This window comes from Chitinophagales bacterium (genome assembly GCA_041392475.1).
Taxonomy (GTDB): Bacteria; Bacteroidota; Bacteroidia; order Chitinophagales; family UBA2359; genus JAUHXA01.
This window is the reverse complement of sequence record JAWKLZ010000001.1, coordinates 2,954,631-2,974,681: the sequence shown is the minus strand read 5'-3', so window position 1 is coordinate 2,974,681 and position 20,051 is coordinate 2,954,631. Positions and strand designations below refer to the sequence as shown.

The 20,051-nt window shown below is 40.1% G+C and carries 12 protein-coding genes; 5 read left to right on the top strand and 7 right to left on the bottom strand.

Going from position 1 to position 20,051, the window contains the following annotated elements; all coding sequences use genetic code 11:
* Positions 1-612 precede the first annotated feature (612 nt).
* The 3 genes from R3E32_11030 to R3E32_11020 form a co-directional block, all read right to left on the bottom strand.
* Positions 613-783 (bottom strand): hypothetical protein, encoded by a 171-nt coding sequence (locus R3E32_11030; protein ID MEZ4885250.1) that lies wholly within the window; start codon positions 781-783, stop codon positions 613-615.
* A gap of 76 nt (positions 784-859) precedes the next feature.
* Positions 860-1,378 (bottom strand): class IV adenylate cyclase, encoded by a 519-nt coding sequence (locus R3E32_11025; GenBank protein ID MEZ4885249.1) that lies wholly within the window; start codon positions 1,376-1,378, stop codon positions 860-862.
* Between the two features lie 12 nt (positions 1,379-1,390).
* Positions 1,391-3,370, bottom strand: coding sequence for a glycoside hydrolase family 97 protein (locus tag R3E32_11020; GenBank protein MEZ4885248.1), 1,980 nt, complete (start codon positions 3,368-3,370; stop codon positions 1,391-1,393).
* Between the two features lie 575 nt (positions 3,371-3,945).
* Between R3E32_11020 and R3E32_11015 the strand changes: the two genes are divergently transcribed.
* Positions 3,946-9,297 (top strand): Ig-like domain-containing protein, encoded by a 5,352-nt coding sequence (locus R3E32_11015; GenBank protein MEZ4885247.1) that lies wholly within the window; start codon positions 3,946-3,948, stop codon positions 9,295-9,297.
* 195 nt (positions 9,298-9,492) lie between these two features.
* On the opposite strand, the gene R3E32_11010 is transcribed toward R3E32_11015, so the two are convergent.
* From R3E32_11010 to menC, 3 genes are all read right to left on the bottom strand, one after another.
* Complete coding sequence (locus R3E32_11010; GenBank protein MEZ4885246.1) at positions 9,493-10,233, bottom strand: cysteine dioxygenase family protein; 741 nt, start codon at positions 10,231-10,233, stop codon at positions 9,493-9,495.
* Between the two features lie 126 nt (positions 10,234-10,359).
* Positions 10,360-11,934, bottom strand: a complete 1,575-nt coding sequence (locus tag R3E32_11005; protein ID MEZ4885245.1) for an amidohydrolase family protein — start codon at positions 11,932-11,934, stop codon at positions 10,360-10,362.
* Between the two features lie 85 nt (positions 11,935-12,019).
* A complete protein-coding gene (menC, locus tag R3E32_11000; GenBank protein MEZ4885244.1) occupies positions 12,020-13,159 on the bottom strand; it encodes an o-succinylbenzoate synthase in 1,140 nt (379 codons plus the stop codon).
* Between the two features lie 263 nt (positions 13,160-13,422).
* Here menC and R3E32_10995 point away from each other — a divergent pair, with 263 nt between their 5' ends.
* From R3E32_10995 to R3E32_10980, 4 genes are all read left to right on the top strand, one after another.
* Positions 13,423-15,099 (top strand): DUF4139 domain-containing protein, encoded by a 1,677-nt coding sequence (locus R3E32_10995; GenBank protein MEZ4885243.1) that lies wholly within the window; start codon positions 13,423-13,425, stop codon positions 15,097-15,099.
* A gap of 122 nt (positions 15,100-15,221) precedes the next feature.
* A complete protein-coding gene (locus R3E32_10990; GenBank protein ID MEZ4885242.1) occupies positions 15,222-15,788 on the top strand; it encodes a hypothetical protein in 567 nt (188 codons plus the stop codon).
* A 364-nt stretch (positions 15,789-16,152) separates the two neighbouring features.
* Positions 16,153-17,277, top strand: a complete 1,125-nt coding sequence (locus R3E32_10985; protein ID MEZ4885241.1) for an alpha/beta hydrolase-fold protein — start codon at positions 16,153-16,155, stop codon at positions 17,275-17,277.
* 145 nt (positions 17,278-17,422) lie between these two features.
* Entirely contained in the window at positions 17,423-18,877 is a 1,455-nt protein-coding gene (locus R3E32_10980; GenBank protein ID MEZ4885240.1) for a leucyl aminopeptidase, read from the top strand.
* Here the strand turns inward: R3E32_10980 and R3E32_10975 are convergent.
* On the bottom strand, positions 18,872-19,951 hold the full coding sequence (locus R3E32_10975) for an acyltransferase (GenBank protein MEZ4885239.1): 1,080 nt from the start codon (positions 19,949-19,951) through the stop codon (positions 18,872-18,874). The two genes, R3E32_10980 and R3E32_10975, sit on opposite strands and share 6 nt — an antisense overlap.
* Positions 19,952-20,051 lie beyond the last annotated feature (100 nt).

The following is a 20,051-nucleotide window of genomic DNA, read 5'->3' as shown; positions in this document are numbered from 1 at the left end:
ATGGCGTGTTCGAATAACCGAACTTCGTTTTGTTGCTATCACTATCTTCTAATACATTCCACATTCATGTATTCACGTTGAAGATGGTTGAAATCAGCATCTGTCGTCAATAGAGTAGCGTTCAATACAGAAGTTGTGGCTGCAATTCATAAATCATTTTTCCCCATATTTCGAGAAGATAATCCGAGAGGCCTGTCTATTAATTTCCCTTGACTAAAGGCATCTATTTCAGCATATCGTTCAATTAAATCCTCGGAATTTATGTCGGTAATGAGCAATTCCTCACACAACAATTCTATTTTATCAAGTCACCTTTGCCCCCAATAGTTGATTTTTGCAAGTGATTTATTTCTCCAATACTTACTACACATAAAATGGCCTCATTGATAGTCGAATCCAAAGGATTGAACTGATTGTCAACCCAAACTGATAAGTCAGTTTCCCGTAGATAATGAAGCAATATATTGATATCTAAACCGTATCTCATCGGCTTAATTGTGATAGTAATACGTCAATCGGCTCAACAATATTGATGTCTTTTACCAGTTTATTAAAACGTCCTCTATTGACTCCTTTGTAGTTTTTCTCTTTTTTCAAATCCTCAATATCTAACTATTTTTTTAGTGGCCGATTAATTGTAGTCAATAAATCTGTTATTGCATCTGTTTTTCTATTAACATTTCTATCTACAACAACATGGATACTTTCTAAATTTAAGGTTTTGAAAACCCGAAGCAACTGTTCTACTTCTGCTGGATTAGCTATTTCAATTGTTAATTTCATTGTTCCTTTTTTTATCTAATCTACAATCAAAAAGCAATTTTAGTTCTCCGAATGATTTCTTTAGCTGCAAATTACCTTACATCAAATCACTATAACTCACACTTACCAAATCCCCCTCTTCAATTCCAAACAATTCCATGTAAAAAGCACATTGTTGCTGCAATTGAGTCTCACCAATCGTTCCGTTCACATCAATTGCTTCAATCTCCACAAAACTCCCCAAACCCACTACTTCATCCACATGAAACTTCACATTGTCAATAAAGTAAATTGCTCGGTGTTTGTCGACCACGATTTTGATACCCAAAGCATTGGTTAAAACAGCTTTGATATTGGTGTCTTTGGTCAGTTGCTCCAAGGTCACCATTGAAGCTTTCGGCAATTTACCATCTAAGCGGTTGTAGTGAATCAAACTGTGTTCGATGTTTCCTTCCCGCAATTTGAGCCGTCCGTTCGTGCAATTGAAGTAGGTATCAATTTGGTGGTCAATGCCTTTGAAATCAGCTTGATATTGTTGAAGTATAGATTTGACTTTTTTAGGGTTGTGACAACGAGCTTTGATTTCGATATTGAGGTGTGTTGTATTATTTTCCATATCATTCATTACTTACTTCACCTCCTTCAAAATCCCAACCCATCCTCCGCCAGATGCCAGTTGAACCTTCAAAGAAGTATTTGTTTGTCTATCAATTGTTAGAGAAGTGCGTTTATAATCCTCAGCAAAACGTTCTGCATTGATGCCATCTTGCATCACCTCCAATTGATATGTATCAGCAGGCAAAAAAGACCAATCAATCTCCAATTCACGAGCCGTCCAATCTGTCATTGCAGCCACATACCAATTCGTTCCCTTTCGTCGAGCCAACAGCACATAGTCACCTACCTCAGCCTCCAAAACCTTCGTTTCGTCCCAAGTCGTTGGGATTTGTGTGATGAAATCCACCGTTTCTTGCTCCTTTCGGTAAGCAGACGGCACTTCACACATCATCTGTAGCGGACTTTCAAAAACCACATACATAGCCACTTGATGGCAGCGAGTACCTTGACTCATAGGACGTTCAAAACTGATGTGGAAATTTTTTGCTTGAGCATTTCGCATTGCACCGGGCGTATAATCCATCGGTCCCGCCGCCATCCGAATAAACGGAATCGTCACATTGTGTTCAGGGGTGATATCCGCACTCCATTTGTTCCATTCCGAACCCTTCACCCCTTCATAACTCAGCAGATTTGGATATACTCGCCGCAAACCCGCAGGTTTAAACGCTCCATGAAAATCCACAAGTAGCTTGTATTTTGCAGTCATCCGAGCGATTTCCTCATACGAACTGACCATATATTGATCCGCTCGCTGCATAAAATCTACCTTCACACCCACTGCTCCCCAATCACTATAGGTTTTTAGAATCTCCTCCATGTTGTCATTCAAAGGCTTCCACAAGACCCACAAAATAATTCCTACATTCTTAGCTTTTCCATATCGAATCAATTCCGCCACATCCATATCTGGATTGAATCCCAAAATTTCGGTCGTTGACTTCGTCCATCCTTCATCCAAAATCACATATTCGATGCCATTTTCCGATGCAAAATCAATATAGTATTTGTAGGTCGCAGTATTCAAGCCCGACTTGAAATCTACGCCATAAATGTTGTTGGCGTTGTACCAATCCCAAGCTACTTTACCAGGGCGAATCCAGTCTGTTTCCTTCAATGCAAGTGGTCTTGATAACTGAAAAACCAAATTGTTTTCAATCAAAGTACGGTCATCCTCACTGATCACAAACACCCTCCACGGAAAGGCTCTTTTGCCGCTTGTTTTTGCGATATAATCGGCTTCTTTGGTGATGATTACATTTCTATCAGGGTCACTTTTTTCGTTGGGAATGGTTTCCAAAACATATTTCGGAAAAATCGCCTTCAATGAATTACTTCCCTCTTTTCCCTCCAAAAACAATGCAGGATAATCGTGCAAAGCCGCTTCAGTAATCAATATTCTCGCCTTATTTTCAGTACTTACCAAAACGGGAAGCGAACAAAAGTCGCTGTCTTTTAATGTGTCCAAACGACTGTGAATATATGTTCGCTCATAATGCGAATACATGGTTTCCTCCTTCGGGAAAAAGGAAACCGTATTTTTGGGAAAAATTATCTCCAACTGTTCGTCATATACTTCAATCTCTCCACGCATTTCTCCTTCAAAGTGATAGGCCACACCTTCGTTGTACACCCGAAATACTATTTGATAATCTCCCTGAAATTGGAGCCGCAACTCTTGATACGCTTCTTCAATCACCGCATCTTTATTCGGAACAACAGGCTTTATCACCCCTTCCTTTTTAGAAACCGTTTTTCCCTTCAATGAAGGATTTATTCCCCACGACCGATTTTTTTGAAGGGTCATAGATATTTTTGCAGCTTCAATAACCGTTTTGTCTTTGTGGACAACTGACCATGAAAGTTGGCCTTCCGTTTCTACCTTCAAGACCGTATTGCTATCCAAAGAGGTTACTTCAATGGGTTCTGCTGCTGAGAGGCACACATAGCAGAACAGTAAAAAACAGGTGAAGGGTAATTTTCTTTGCATTTTGTTGTTGGTTTGCGTTGAACAATATTTAAGGTAAAGATGCCAAAAAATTGTCAGATTGCAGCCTTGAAGTGATTAAGTTCCACATCATTTCGTCAACGGTCTTGAAAGCAAGCCTTCAAATTTTTAGAAGATGATTATTTTTTATTTGTCACAACAGTGTAATTTTATACTGCTACGTACCTACTGTCTTTCCCCTTACACTACTCCATATATTGATATATTCAATAAAAAAACAAATTGTTTTTCAGAAGCTGTATTTACAATTAGATTTTCATTAAGTTGCTCTGTTTTATATGTAAATGAGAAAAAAATAAAATTAATGTAATTAAAAAATAATTGGTAAATATAGCTTTTGGATCATTTTGAATTCTTTCCAACATGCCATGGGTATATTTTTTGTGGCAAGATTTTTGGATAATCACAGATTGAAAGACTATGCAAGTTTTATCCACAGAATATAATTGGCACAGCGATTCCCCACGAACCACTTCACCAGCAGACCAATACCTTATTAATAACCTAATTCCAATGAATTTGCCGCTTTGTAGCGACCCTCAAAAATTCCACCAAACATGAAAACAAAATACCCACTAAGGTATATAATCGAAAGTTTTAGAGTCGTTTATTCTCTATTTTTATATGTGAGCCTATTTGTTTTGGCAAGTGCATGGACCAACAATCTATCAGCGCAATCTCCCCCACTTATTGAAGAAATTTCTACTTGTACACAGCCCATTACACCTGTCATTATTTGCTTAGACGGTGTAGATCCCGATGGCGATAATGTAGTGATTAGCGAGGAAGGAACGCATACCTTGTTCCATTGCAGTTTGACTTTTTTGAGTGATTCTTGTTTTCAATACATTCCATTGCCAGGTTTGACAGGTACAGATACGGTATATGTGGAGCAATGCGATGACAGTATGCCTTCTCTTTGCAGTATTTCAGAGGTGTATGTGACGATTGGCTGCGAAGCACCTATTCCTGAAAATGACAACGTACAAATCACTTCTACTTCCATCACCGTCAATGGTGTGACGACCCCAACCAATACGGCTTTGGAAGGTGTAATTATTGGAGTGACTGCCAATGATAGTGACCCCTGCAATGATGATTTGTTGGTAACTGAAATCAGCAGTCCGCCCAGCAATGGCACATCGACTGTGGTGTTGGGGCAGGTAAGTTATGTGCCTAATGAAGGATTCACTGGACAAGATGTATTGGAATATACGGTCTGCAACGACTGCCCAAAATGTGCAACGGCAACGGTTGTCATCAACGTAACCGCCGCTACTTCCTGCAATGAAGATTTTTCGGTTTGTTTGCCGATGTCCGATACCGTAGAGTTATGCCCTGAATATTGTGAGATTCCTTTGGCAGAAGTCGTAAGTATTGATGCAAGTGTACCAATGGGTATTTTGAATGACAACAATTCTAACTGTTTCGTTTATACACCTGATGCCACTTCTACTTATTCTACAGTAGCTACTTTTATTGCTTGCAATGGTGTAGGATTGTGTGATACCACTTTTGTGAATATTAAAGTTGAACCCGATTGCGGCACAAAACCACCTACTGCAATGGACGATTTTGCGACAGTTACAGCAGGTGAAACAGTGACGGTCAATGTACTGAACAATGATAACGAACCTGATGGCCAAACTTTGACTGTTACCAACATTATTACCCCTCCCAACTGCGGAACAGCTACTATCAATAACAACAACATCGTTTATACAGCAGGAAACAACTGCGGCACAAACCAAACCATTGTCTATGAAGTATGCGACCCTACGGGTTTGTGTGCAACGGCTACTGTATTTGTCACCGTTGACGAAATAGTTGATTGCAGTTTTCAAGACGAATATTGTGTGAAGCCTTTGCAGAAAATCGAAATCTGTGTGACGTTTTGCGACTTAGAAGGAGCAGGTATTGTATCAGTTAAGCCTATTTTTCAGTGTAGCATAGACATTCTCAGCGACTCCTGTTTTACCTACATCCCACTTCCTGGCTTTTTTGGGTCAGATAACCTCGAAATCATTGGTTGCAATTCAGAAGGAGTTTGTGACACGATTTACGTCAAAGCAAACATTGGCTGTGTGCAGCCTATTGCAGAAGACGATGCAGGTCAAGTGTTGAGTGGAGAAATGGTGAACATTGATATTTTAGACAATGATTACGATCCTTGTGGAAGTGAACTGAACCCAGCCATCATTACACAAGCTGCAAATGGTACTGCAACAATCAACCAGAATGGAACACTAAACTACAACTCCAACTCAGGCTTTGAAGGCACAGAAACGATTACCTACATCGCTTGTAATCAATGTGACGATGGCCCGCTTTGCGATACCGCAAAGGTGGTCATTACCGTCACACCCAACGGCAATGAGACTTTTCCGCCCATTGCAGTAGATGACAATGTGACGACCAATATTGGTGAATCAGTGTTGGTTTCTGTGTTGGATAACGACAGTGATGCAGACAACGATATTGTAGAATTAACCTTGACCTTGACGAACCAACCTTCTAATGGTACGGTGACGATGACAGATCAAAATGCGTTTACCTATACTCCAAATGAAGGGTTTACGGGAACGGATACATTTACCTATCAAATCTGTGATCCTGATGGACAGTGTGACGAAGCTACTGTAATAATTGCAGTGACCGATGGTACAACGCTTTTCCCGCCCGTTGCAGTAGATGACAATGTAACGACCAATGAAGGTGAAACGGTATTGGTTTTTGTGTTGGACAACGACAGCGATGCGGACAATGACTTGACAGAATTGACCCTGACATTGACAGGAAATCCCTCCAATGGCACAATCTTAATGGCGGGTAGCAATGCTTTTACTTATACTCCCAATGCAGGATTTACGGGTACAGATACTTTTACTTATCAAATCTGTGATCCTGATGGTCAATGTGATGAGGCTACGGTGACTGTTACCGTCAATGGTGATATCAACCCAAATGATATAGTAGATGCTGAGCCCGATTTGGCTTATACGATGGTCAATGAAAATGTGGTTATTCCTGTTTTGGCAAATGATTTGGGCAGCAATATCGAAATTACCCAATTGGTTACTTCTCCTACTTCGGGTATGATTGTCAATATCAATCCTGCAAATGGTACGGTGACATATATGCCGAACCCCAATTTTGTCGGTACAGATTATTTCACCTATCAAATCTGCAACAATGTAGGTGTGTGTGATATCACGCTCGTAACCATTGTGGTACAAGGAAACAGTACACCCAATTTGCCGCCCAATGCCAACAACGATGTGGCGACAACGGACTTGAATACGCCTATCAACATAGATGCAGTTAGCAATGATACCGACCCCAACAACGATCCTTTGACAATTACCGACATCATCCAAGATCCGAGCAACGGAACAGTCACCATTGAAGAAAATGGAACATTGACTTATACGCCCAATACGGATTTTGTAGGCTGTGATGCTTTTGCCTACAATGTTTGCGATGGTAATGGATTGTGTGATATCGGTTTGGTATCGGTGACAGTGGGAACAGAAGCCTGTGTGCATTCACCTATTGCAGCAGACGACGAAGCAGTCACTTTTGAAAGTACGCCGATTGAAATTAGTGTTTTGGGCAATGATACCGATCCCGAAAACGAAGACGCTGACCCCAACAACAACCAAATTTTGACGGCAAGTTTGTTGTCCAATCCTGCAAATGGAATCATTGTGCCGATTGGTTCAACAGGTTTTACCTACATTCCCGACAATGGTTTTGTGGGCTTGGACTACTTTATGTATGCGGTGTGTGACGATGGTATTCCGATGCTTTGTGATACGGCTTATGTCACCATTACCGTTCTGCCTTCGGGCTTGAATGCTGAACCCGACATCGTTTATACTGCCCTCAATACGCCCATCAACATTTCTGTTTTGGACAACGACAGTGGCACTGAAATCCACGTCACCGACATCGTTACGAATCCTTCAAATGGTACAATCACAGTGACTCCTGGAACAGACATCATTACCTATACACCTGCAAATGGTTTTGTAGGTACAGATTATTTTGAATACCAAATTTGTGACGATAAGGGCGATTGTGATGTGACCATTGTAACCATTATTGTATTGGAGGATGGTATAACCAATTTGCCTCCCAATGCGGTAAACGACATTGCAAACACGACCTTGAACACGCCCATAGTGATAGATGTATTGGAGAATGATAACGACCCTTTTGGTGGAAATACCATTTCTTTGGTAAGCACTCATTCATTTACAGGGGGAATGTTGGAAGCTAATTTTTTAAATGGTACAGTGATTTATACCCCTTTTGAAACCAATGAAGCCTACATTGATAGTTTTATCTACGTAATTTGTGACAACGGTGTGCCTGTTTTGTGTGATACAGGTTTGGTTATTGTGACTGTAAGCGATATTTCGGTGATCCCTATCAACCAAACTCCTATTGCAGTAGATGACGAAGCGACAACTGATTTGGGCAAACCGATTGAGATTCCTGTTTTGAACAATGATTTTGACCCCGATGGAGAAAACGGTGACTTGGTGATTGTCTTAATCACCGAACCAATAGGAGGCACTGCAGATGACAGCAACAATGATGGAATTGTAACATATAGACCCGACCCAGGTTTTACAGAAACAGATTTCTTCACTTACATTATTTGTGACCAAGGCACACCGCCGCTTTGTGATACGGCTTATGTGACCATCACAGTGACAGGTGATGTGGCTGAGATTGATACAATTACGCAAGAAGAAACGCCTGTTGAAATTTGTTTGGAGGACTATATTGATGCTTTCGAGATTGGAACGGTTCTCATCGTATCACAGCCCGATAATGGTACGGCAGGAATGTCTGAAAATGCCAATTGTGTGGTCTATGACCCTGATGTAGATTTTACGGGCAATGATTCTTTCACCGTAGATGTTTGTGACCCGAATAGCACTTGTATTCCTGTAAACATCAACATTGCAGTAACGCCTGTTCCCGATCCGCCGATTGCAGTGAATGATACGGTCAGTACCTTGATTAACACACCGATTGTCATTGAAGTATTGGAAAACGACAGCGATCCTGATGGCGATGTCATTACGGGAGTGGTGATTATAGACGGACCTTTTGTGAATGGGGCGACTGCAACGGTTGATTTTGGTTTGTTGAATGTAAACTATACTCCTTCAACGGATTTTGTCGGAACGGATTCTTTCCAATACTTGATTACCGATCCAACAGGACGCACCGATACAGCATGGGTATTCATCACCATTGATTCTACAAGTACAAACCCACCGATTGAAGGGGAAGTGGTGGCAATGGACGATGCTACAACGACTACGGAAAGTGTGGATGTGGTTATCCCTGTTTTGGAGAATGACTTTTTGCCTGCCGATTCTTTGGTAACGAGCATTGACATTCGCATTGTTCAGCCTGCTTTGTCGGGTACGGCATTGGAGGGAGATACAAGTGTTCTCTACATGCCAGACCTTGATTTTGTGGGTATTGACAGTTTCCGCTACGAATTGTGCGTTACTTTTATCAATGATTCGGTAGCTTGTGATACGGCTTTGGTGGTTGTAAATGTGGAGAGCAACAATTGTTTGCCCAAATTCGCCAATGCGTTTTCACCCAACAATGACGGTATAAACGACCTCTTTTTGATTGAAGGGTCAGAGGCTTGCTTCAATGAAGAATTTCCATCGAGTTTGATGATTTTCAACCGTTGGGGAGATGTGGTCTATCAAGTGGACAACTACGACAATACGGCGGCATGGGATGGTACTTGGCAAGAAAGCAGCAAAGATGTTCCTGATGGGACTTACTTCTATGTGTTTAGCTATCAATTATTTGAAACAGAAACGGTTGTTCCTCGTAATAAGACGGGTTTTGTGGAGGTTTGTAGGTAGCGAAGAATTCTGTGGCATATTTAGGGTTCGCCGACATTTGAAGCGGGGGTGTCGAAGGGTTTTGAATAAGGACTGTGCGGATGAAGGGAGCTGGGGGATTGATTAGAAAATTAATAAAACAGAGAAGCATGACTTGTTACTTATAAAACGAGTCATGCTTTTTTGTTTTAAAAATCAATCGTAAGCGTCTGATTATTAATTGCTAATCACTACTGTTTCCATCTTCTTCAATAAATCCCGCTTCAATCCTGCAATTTCGTCTGTCAATTCTTGGCGATTGTAGTAATCCATCAACAAGTAGGCATATTGCATAAACACCTCACGAGTTGGTTCAACTCCTTCTTCGATATCATATATTTTTTCATCGGGCAAATTGAAGAATGCACCACCTGAAGTATGGGCAATTCTATCCAATTCCAAATCAAAATTTTTGGCATCCGCCGTAATCGCTTTTTGTGCGTGATTAGAACCATACACATGTAGCGTTAAGTAGGGTTCAGTCGTAGCATTGCCCATTTGATGGATAAAAGCATTGTTCACCTTTATCGCTGCTCCTTTCGGTAAAATCTCCTTTTTCGCAAATGATAACTCATTGCCTTTTAATTGATATACCAAATGGTGGGTATTTCCAAATACTTGAACTACACCCCATTCGGTGTGACCGTGATTGTGGATAGAAGAATAATCACGAGGATTCCAAGACATTACCATCACTTCAAAATGGTCGTCCTCATAGACCAACTTTCGTCCATAACAATCAACTGTTGGGTGGTCAAAAGCCGCATAACGCATCATGTCTTTGACTTGCACATTGGCTTTGACAACCAATTTTTTAGCGAGTTTTGGGGTGATTTTTCCGTACAGATTGAGTGCATCTGTAAGGATGTTTACTAAGTTTTCTAAAGATTTTGGTAGTACATTTTTTTCTAAAAGCATTTTGATTTGTGTTTAAATTTTGATGTGTTAATGTGTTGAGCGATAGCGAAATCCCGATTTTTCATCGGGGATGTATGAGAGTTTATAAAAACCTGTGTAATCTGCGCTATCCAAAAAATCTGCGATTCAAACCCGATGCTTCAACACCTCTCCCGCATAAGTGTCCAAAATTTTCCCTTGGTGAATCGTCAATTGACCATTCACCCAAAGATGCTCTACCCCCGAAGACAACTGACGAGGATTCAAATAAGTCGCATTGGCTTTCAAGGTTTTGGGATTCAATAGCACCAAATCTGCATGAAAACCCTCCTTGACTTGCCCCCGTTTTTCGAGTTTGAAAAACTGAGCAGGCAAATAGGTAATCTTGTGAATCGCCTCCTCCCACGAAAGCGTTTTTTGCTGCAAAACATACCGTTCGAGATAGGTCGTGAAAGCTCCATAAGAACGGGGGTGAGGCTGCCCGATAGACTTGGGAGCATTGATAGGATAACTCCATGAGTCGGTGCAAATCATGGCTTTGTGCCAGTTGATAGCCGTGTCAATGTCCTCTTGATGGATGCAATGATAGACAATCCAAGTTTCGGTACTTTTGGTCAAAATCTGTGCAATCGTTTCGGCAAGACTGAGATTTTGTTCGGCTGCAATTTGAGCAACCGTTTTGCCGTAGTATTGTTCAAACTCATCTGAAATAATCAGCATTTGGGTCAAATCGTAATCCTTCAATCGAATCCAAGCCGCAATGTCCGCTACTACGCTTGGCTGTTGCACTTTTTGGGCAACGGCTGCAATGCCATCCTGCAAAATATACTTAGGTACAAAAGCTCTAAGTTTGGTCGAAACAGCTGTGTAGGGATATACATCTACTGTTGCTTGTAAAATATTTTCAGCATTGTAGGCTTCAATTTGCTGCAAAACCTTCGGTATTTTACCCCAATTTTCTCGTTCCGCTGCCTTCAAATGGCTAATCAATACAGGAATATTAGCCTGTTTACCAATTGTCAAAGCCTCCGTTATTGCATCCTCCAATTTGTCCCGTTCATTGCGGATGTGTGAAGCATATACACCACCTTTCTCTGCCACGATTCGCACCAATTCTATGATTTCATCCATTGCAGCAAAACAGCCAGGTGCATAAATCAGTCCCGTAGAAAGCCCCAAAGCTCCTTCATCCATTGCAGTCGTCAAAGCTGTTTTCATTGCAGTCAATTGATGCGGTTTCAATTCGTTCCAGTCATCCATATTGCCCGCCCGCAAAGTGCTATGTCCAACCAAAGTGCCGATATTGAATTGCAGTTTGTTTTGAATCCTATTGAAGTATTCAGTGGTAGATTGCCAGTCAAAAGGAAAACCAATGTCCTCTGACAAACTGTTCATGGTGGACATTAGATGTTTGCCGATAGGTGCAGGAGAAGTGCCGCAATTGCCGAATATTTCGGTGGTGATGCCTTGAAAAAGTTTGTGGTCGGCAGCATTGGGAAAAAAATATCCAAAACCCGTTGAAGCATGTGGGTCTATGAAACCTGGAGTCAATATCAAATCCTTTCCGTCAATGACTTGTTTTGCAGTTAATTTTCCAAAACCTTCACTGCTTTCTTCAAGGATTACTTCAATTTTTCCGTTTTGGATACCAACATCCGCTTTTTTTGCTTTGTTTAATAAACCTGTGCAAACGGTAGTGTTGGTGATTAAAAAGTCGAACATTTTTATATGTATTATTATTTAATTGATTAAGAAAGCTTTGTAAAAAGAAGAATCAGGGAAAATAAAGTGTGATCAGTTTACTCTCCTACCATTTATATTCTTGCTGATATATAGTAAATTTTTGTAACAATTCGGGTATGATTTCACATTTTTTTGCTTCAACTATATCAATATAACCCTTTTGCATCACAACAGGAGGGTCAATGATGTCTTCAATAAAATAGCGAGCCGAAGGACTCAAATCGTGGGCAACAGCATCGGGCAGATAAGAGGCAAATTGAAGGTTGAGCAAACGACCGATACCCGTTTCAAACATTCCGCCAATCCAACAGGGAATCTGATGTTGGTGGCAATATTGCAGTATTTCGATGCTGTTGGTGATGCCTCCGACTCTTCCTACCTTCAAATTGAGTTCGGCCAATACGCCCAGTTGATGCAGTTTTATCACATCACCCATGCTTTTCACTTCTTCATCAAAACACACCTGTAAGTTTGGAAATCTCTCTTTTGCAGCTAAATAGATATCAAAGCGACTGGGTGAAAAAGGTTGTTCAATAACTGTATTATAAGTGTCGGCGAAGTATGCAAATTTGTCCAAATCCTTGTGAGAAAAGCTACCATTGGCATCAAAACTAATGACCGACCCAGAGTCAAACAGCAAAGGATTGACAAAATCAAAAAGATCTGTGTCGGTATTCGGTGAAATTTTGAATTTGAGGCGGCGATAGCCTGCTGCAATGTTTTTTTCGACCGCTTCTTTCATTTCGTGCTTATCGGTGTAAATGCCCATAGAAATACCCGAAGGAATTTTGGAGATGGGTTTTGTGTGCAATGTATCAAACAAAGAATGGTTTGTTTGTTGCTGCAATACCTGATAGGCAGCCGCTTCAATGGCTGATTTGGCAAAGTTCCAGCCTCTGATTTTTTGAAGTAGGGTCAAGACATTGTTGTAGGTTTGCGTGGATTGAAGTTGAGGGATGATAAACTTTTGAATCATCAAAACCACTCCATCCAAAAATTCGGAAGAGTAGTAGGGGTCGGGGCGGCAAGAACATTCTCCATATCCAATTCGCCCTTCTTTGTCTTGCCATTTGACGATGAGTGTTTTTCGAGAAGTGCGCTTGCCTATCCCTGATACGAATTGTTCTTTTTGTGGCAAATCCAGCAGTATAAGTTCAAGACATTGAAGTGTAAATGAAGTATTGTAAGGGAAAGCACAGGTCATTTTTTAATTTATATATTTAGTTATTAAATTTAAACATATCTTATAATATATTTATTAGAAATTATTTTTAATTAAAAATTCTTCAATGGGATTAAATTTTTTGTATAAAAAAATTATGAAAATCGAAGGCAGTGCTAATTTTACTTAGTCATGTTTGTCACAAAATTGTCAATTTATTTATGATTCGGCTTTATTTTTGCTTAATTTAGCAGCAACCACCAGTTTTTTTAAAAAAATTCCACGAAATAATAAAACCTAAAGTCATGAACAAAGTACTACTTCTTGTAAGTTTAGTATGGCTATGTGGGGAAGTATATGCCAAAAATCCCCAAAAGAATCTTTTCCCGCCTATCGACTCCGTTGTCGTACACCTAAATTCTGCCGAAATTTTTCGGTCTATCAATGTCCAGCTTAAGGAAGGCACTAACCGCATTGTGGTTCAGGATTTGTCTGCAAAAATGGATCAAGAAAGCTTGCAGTTGAAAATAGAAGGTGAAGGTATCAAAATTATTGGTACGAATGCTGAGGTAAACAATGCTATCAGAAGTTATGATCGAAAACAAATTGAAGCCTTGGAGGATTCTCTAGCGGTTTTCAAAGATCAGCAGATAGAATTAGAGAATGACCATGATGCCTATGTTCAAGAAAAAGAACTGCTCAAAAAAGCGAGCAATGCGACAGGTAGTATCAAAGAACTGCTACAAACAGCAAGCATTTACCGTCACCGCATCCACATGACCAACCGCAAGCTTTCGCAAACCGAAAAGTTGGTGGATGAACAAAAAAACCTCATCTATACTTTGCAAGCACGCTTGCAGGCAATGAAGGAACAATCGACTGCTCCTCAAACTGAATTGATTGTCACTATTCAATCACCAAAAGCCGTTCAACAAACCTTGAGTATTTCTTATTTGGTGGCAGATGCTGGATGGCTTCCTGTCTATACGCTTCATGCCGCAGACATATTGAAGCCCATTGACATGAAATTTCAAGCACAACTCATCAACGATACAGGCATTGCTTGGGAAGATGTCAATTTGATTTTTTCAACAGCCCGCCCCAAAGTGAAAAGGTGGGTTCCAGATGAGGAAGAAATGATTCAGGCGAGTATTAGTAATGAGCCGTATAGCGAAGCGAAAGGAAAAGTAGTGTCTGTTGAAGATACAATGGAAGATGATTATGACAACTATGATATGGAAGAATTGTATGTGCAACTTTCTGACAATCTTCCTATTGACGGACAACCTACCATCAATATGCGAAAATTTTACACTTCTGTTGAGTATTATATTCCTGCTGACGGCGAAACTTATCTGATAGATGTATCTGATTTTGAATTAAAAACGAATTATGAATACTACGGAATGCCGATTTTGGAAGAAGAGGCTTTTTTGATGGCAAAAGTAGAGGATCTTTCAGAATTGGGAATCATTGAAGGAGTCGGAAAGTTGTACTTCAAAGATACTTACCTCGGACAGATAGAGATTGACCGAACAGGTATCAATGGTACGTTGAATCTTAACCTCGGCAAAGATAGTCGTGTGTTGGTTAGCCGCAATTTGGTGAAAAGTGACAAGGAAAGTAAATTTATGGGTAATGGAATAAAGGAAACACAGATGTATGAAATTGTGGTAAACAATACAATGAGTGTGCCTATCAAAATTAAGATACAAGATCAATTGCCCAATATATTGAATCCCGATGCTAAGATTGATATGATTGACCTGTCGCTTGCCCAAATGGACTATGTAGAAGGCACAATGAGTTGGAGGTGTGATTTGGATAGGGGCGAAAACCGCATCATTCCTTTTAGCTACGCCTTGGAGTATTCAAAAAGGAAAGAGTCAAAGGATAAATCGAAAGACAAAGATGACAAAAACGACAAGACTGCTCCTGCTGGTTCACCTTTGGTTTGGCGGTATTGGAACAATGTAAATTAAAGATGTCTATTGACATTCTGCTCAAAATATACTATCTTTAGGTGCTTAATTTTGGAATTTCTTGAAGGCTATCCTACAATGGGCATAGCCTTTTTTTACTTTAAACAAAACCTTCAATCACTATGAATCCAATCTTCAGAAATACTCTTTTTAGCGGAACCTTGATGGTAGTCGCATTTCTCCTTCTGCTGTTATTAAGACCCGAAGAAGGGAGTCGAAATATCAACAATATCAGCAGCCCCGGCACGACTATGCTTTTTATCTTGGGAATGATCGTACCTGGTTTCTTATTTGGTTTGGCTCTAAGTTTGGCATTGCCCTCGGTTGTAGTGGTTAAAAAAACTATCTTCATCCTCCTCAGTGGATTTCTCTACATGGGATTGGTATTTGGAGCCATCTCAAGAGGCTCAACTTTTACGCTTCCGATAGTGATAGCAAGTGGTATCGGAGGTTTTGTGATGATGTTGTTGGTTCACTTCCTCTTACATCCCATCCCTTTGACTCAAAGCCTTGTAGCAGGTGCAATCATTGGATTGATTGCAGCCATTCCTTTTTTCATGCTATTTCAATCTCCCGAAGAAGCCAAATCCATTGGCAAAATTGCAGGCATCGTAGGACTGGGAATCTACCTCTATTGGCAAGCAGGCATAGGGTTTTATCTATCAAAAGTTATGGATAATGTAAGCTAGTACAGTGATTTGTGAATTAGTGACTGGTTATTAGTTTCTAAAAACATTAGTTATCAGTTCTTTGTGCAAAAAACAAGTTGTCTCTTATTTGGCTTATGCTGTACTATAACCCAACTTTACCCCATCTTTGAAGCAATCAAAAGATAGGAAGTTTATGTAATTTTCATGGTTTATAAAAGTTGTTTTTTGTTAAGTAAAAAATTGATAATCAGAATTTTATTATGTTTTCATTGTCGTTCTAATTTTTATTTAACAAGGGCTTTCTTCAAAACTATGTTATCTTTGCACCCTTTATCAAAAAAAAAGTGCTGTTATTCACCAGAATTGATAGTATATTTCTTTGATTCACCAATTGCAGCAGATAATGAATTGGAAAGAAGAATACGATTCTCTCAAATTTCAGGAAGCCAATATGAATACTTTAACTTTTGAACTGACAACTGCACAAGACGATGACCGTGCAGTATATCTCACTGGAAACTTCAATGATTGGAGGGTAGGGGAGGCCACTTATCAAATGACAAAAATAGGGTATGGAGCGTATCACTATGTTTTTGAAGAAAATACCACATTGCCCAAACCTTTGCAGTATAAGTATGTGAAAGGTACATGGAAAGATGTGGAAGCAGATGAATTTGGATGCGATACGCATCATCGAACGGTGGAGGCAAACAAAGGAGTAGTGAAAGACAAGGTGCCACGCTGGAAAAAAGAAGGCATCGCTTACAATCCTCAATACCTCCCTCAAATAGAGTTGGTGACAGAAGGAGAGGACATTCCTCAATTGCGAAGAAAACGCAAAATATGGATTGTTTTACCGCACAACTACCACCAAACCAAACAATATTACCCCGTTATTTATCTTCACGATGCTCAAAATTTGTTTGACGAACATGCCCCTTTTGGAAACTGGGCAATTGACAAAACTCTCTCCGTATTGTCCGAAAAAGGTAAGGGAGGAGTCATTGTTGTAGCTATTGAACATGCGGGGCAGCACCGATTGATAGACTTCAATCCTATTGTGAATAAAGAAAAACAACAAGAAGGAATCAAGTACATCAAGTTCGTAGCTAATTACCTAAAACCCTACATTGATGAGCGTTACCGCACCTTGCCTTCGAGAGAAAATACAGGTATAGGAGGGAGTTCTCTGGGTGGTTTGGTAAGTTTGTATGGCATACTGAATCGTCCAGAAGTATTCGGAAAAGCACTGGTTTTTTCGCCTTCACTTTGGATTGCTCCTGCTGCCTACCTTGATGCAACTACTTTTTTGCCACAAACTGACTCCAAAATTTACCTGTACGGCGGAGGCAAGGAAAGTGATTACATGCTCAACAATATTCACCGATTGAAGGAATCTTTTGACTGGAACCGTGAAAATGTGAAAAACCTGCAAGTTCTGCTCGCAACAGATATGGAGGGCCATCACAACGAAGAACGCTGGGGCAAAGAGTTCCCAAAAGCAATTGAATGGTTGTTTGGAAATTAAAATAGTATAGTGATTAGTAAATTAGTGACTGGCGATTAATTTTTCAAATCATTGATTATCATTTATTCGTGCGAAAAAAATAAATTGCCACTTATCTGGTTTATGCTGTAATAGCTAAAAATATCAACACCCTAATACAAAAAAAATGCAAGATCAAACTCAAGCAGTTATTGTACCGATAAGCAAAGAAAATAGAGAGATCTGTTTAGCAGAAATAGCCCGCATCACACATATTGAAGTAGAGATGCTGCAAAACGATTTTACTGCCAATGCAAAAGAAACATTGCCTTTGTACATTGCAGGACAAGCAGATGTTAAAAGACTGTATTTGTTAGGTTTGGGTGAAAAACCTACTTTTTCGACTATTGTAAATGCCTTTCAAAGTTTTACCCATCGCTTCAAAAGCAAACTCCCCAAAGACATTGGAATCAGCTTCAAATACGGCAATGAAAGCGCAGAACCTGCAATGGCAATCGAAGCAGGTCTCAATGGAATTAAACTGGGAACGTATGATATTGGCTTGTACCGAACGGATGAACAGAAGGACTATCCGATAGTGGCAGAAGATGCAAGTATCACCATTTATACCGATTATGAGTACAGCCCAAGTATAGGTAATCGAGCGGAAGCCATTGCAGATACACAGTTGGAAATCATGGATTTGGTGAATGGTGTGGCGAGCAGAATCACCCCCGAATATTTGGCAAATTGGGCTATTGCATCGGGTAGAAAATACGGTTTTGAAGTGACGGTATTCGACAAAGAACAATGTCAGATGGTTGGTTTACATGCTTTGATGGCCGTCAATAGAGGGAGTGAATTGCCGCCTCGATTCATCATCATGGAATACAAACCGAAACACAGTGAAGGTGAATTGAAGAAAATTGGTCTGGTCGGAAAAGGTGTGACCTATGATACGGGAGGTCTTTCTATCAAAAATTCACAATCCATGCCTTATATGAAAAGCGACATGGGCGGGTCTTCGGTTGTATTCGGTGTCATGGAGGTGGCTGCAAAACTGCAATTACCCATTCACCTGATTGGTATTGTGCCGAGTACGGACAACTGTGTGGATGCATTATCTATTCAACCTGGCGATGTTATTGGTTCTTATAGTGGCAAAACGATTGAGGTCATGGATACCGATGCAGAAGGGCGTTTGATACTGGCGGATGGTTTGGCATATATGCAAAAAAACTACGCACCTGAAATCATGATTGACCTTGCTACTTTGACGGGTAATAGCATCTTGGCTTTGGGTTTTGAAACGGGCGCAATGTTTACCAACAACGATGAATTGGCTGCCAATCTGTCTAAAGCAGGTGAAAAAGTAGGAGAACGTGTTTGGAGAATGCCGCTTTGGGATGGCTATAAAAAAGATCTCAAATCGGATGTGGCTGACACTAAAAACTTTTCAGAAAAACCCACTGCTGGTGCCATTACTGCCGCCAAATTTCTCGAAATATTTACAGACAATCACCCTGCTTGGGCGCATTTGGATATTGCAGGGATGATCATCCAACATTCCGAATTTTCGAGCCAACGGAGCGCAACAGCTTATGGAATCAGACTGTTATTGGAGTATTTGGAGTCTTTATGAAAACTTACTGGAGACCCGCTTTGAGTAAGCAATACAGGGTTTTTCAACGAAGTAATACATGAAAGTTGCAGAAGCTATGGTTGCTATAATGGTAAAAGGTAGCATGGTAGCAAAAGCCAACTCTGTAGAACCCCAAAAGGCTACGACTCTTTCCCATCTTTCCATAATAATGACGACTATTAGCCAGTGCATCAGGTAGATAGAGTAGGAAACCTTGCCGATAAAGTGCAGTATTTTTCCATTCAAAAAATCTTGTACTTTTTGATTGTTGATGACAAACAATAGGATTACAAAAGAGGCGAATCCTGTAAAGTGAAAAAGGTCTAATTTCAAAAACTCTGCAATTTTTTGGTAAACTTTTCCGAAGCTGCCCAACATTCGCTCTATGTGTCTAATGGAGAACAATAGGAATACGACAAGGGCTATCAACCACCGATAAGAATAATATTTGCTTTCTTTGAAGGTGTAGTCTTTTATTTGTGGATAATAGTAAGCCAAGATGATTCCAAAGCAAAAGTGCATGGTGAAAGGGCTGATATATTGAGGACCCATGAACATCGAAACGGGAATAAACCACCATATCAATCGGATATTTTTAACAGCGGCAATGATAAGAAAGGGCATCAGTAAAGACAAAGCCATTTCAATTCCCAAAGTCCATCCAGGAATATAATACATGTGCTGTCCTCTGACCATCATGAGTTCTGTCCACAGAGGGCGGTGCAGGTTCAAAAATACTTCCTTCAAAATGTCGATTCCCGAATTGAAGCGGCTCCAATAGAGGTAGTTCAGTAGGATAGTAACAATAAAGGCTGGGTAAAGTCGCCATACCCTATTGTAGGTGTATTTCTTGATGTTTAGCTCTTCATCAAAATGTAAGTATTTGTAAGACAGGACAAAACCACTCAATACAAAAAAGAAGGAAACGGCATCTGCACCATTGAATACAAGGGATGCAAGATGGAAAGTTTGAGTTTCTCCCCAATGCCAACCAATAAAATGGTAAAATACAACCATCATTGCTGCAATTCCTCTAATGGAATCAAGGTATTCTATTCTATTAGATTTTACCATATTTTGTGAGGGGTTTGTGGTCATTGAATAAATTGGTCAAAAGTGGAAACGTAGTCTGCCTTTAATTGGATGTGTAAATATAGCAGAACATCCTAAAATT

Coding starts and splice junctions, on each gene's coding strand:
- menC (MEZ4885244.1), bottom strand. CDS start 13,159: ATGACCTGTGCTTTCCCTTACAATACTTCATTTACACTTCAATGTCTT.
- R3E32_10985 (MEZ4885241.1), top strand. CDS start 16,153: ATGAATTGGAAAGAAGAATACGATTCTCTCAAATTTCAGGAAGCCAAT.
- R3E32_10975 (MEZ4885239.1), bottom strand. CDS start 19,951: ATGGTAAAATCTAATAGAATAGAATACCTTGATTCCATTAGAGGAATT.
- R3E32_10990 (MEZ4885242.1), top strand. CDS start 15,222: ATGAATCCAATCTTCAGAAATACTCTTTTTAGCGGAACCTTGATGGTA.
- R3E32_10980 (MEZ4885240.1), top strand. CDS start 17,423: ATGCAAGATCAAACTCAAGCAGTTATTGTACCGATAAGCAAAGAAAAT.
- R3E32_10995 (MEZ4885243.1), top strand. CDS start 13,423: ATGAACAAAGTACTACTTCTTGTAAGTTTAGTATGGCTATGTGGGGAA.
- R3E32_11025 (MEZ4885249.1), bottom strand. CDS start 1,378: ATGGAAAATAATACAACACACCTCAATATCGAAATCAAAGCTCGTTGT.
- R3E32_11005 (MEZ4885245.1), bottom strand. CDS start 11,934: ATGTTCGACTTTTTAATCACCAACACTACCGTTTGCACAGGTTTATTA.
- R3E32_11015 (MEZ4885247.1), top strand. CDS start 3,946: ATGAAAACAAAATACCCACTAAGGTATATAATCGAAAGTTTTAGAGTC.
- R3E32_11010 (MEZ4885246.1), bottom strand. CDS start 10,233: ATGCTTTTAGAAAAAAATGTACTACCAAAATCTTTAGAAAACTTAGTA.
- R3E32_11030 (MEZ4885250.1), bottom strand. CDS start 783: ATGAAATTAACAATTGAAATAGCTAATCCAGCAGAAGTAGAACAGTTG.
- R3E32_11020 (MEZ4885248.1), bottom strand. CDS start 3,370: ATGCAAAGAAAATTACCCTTCACCTGTTTTTTACTGTTCTGCTATGTG.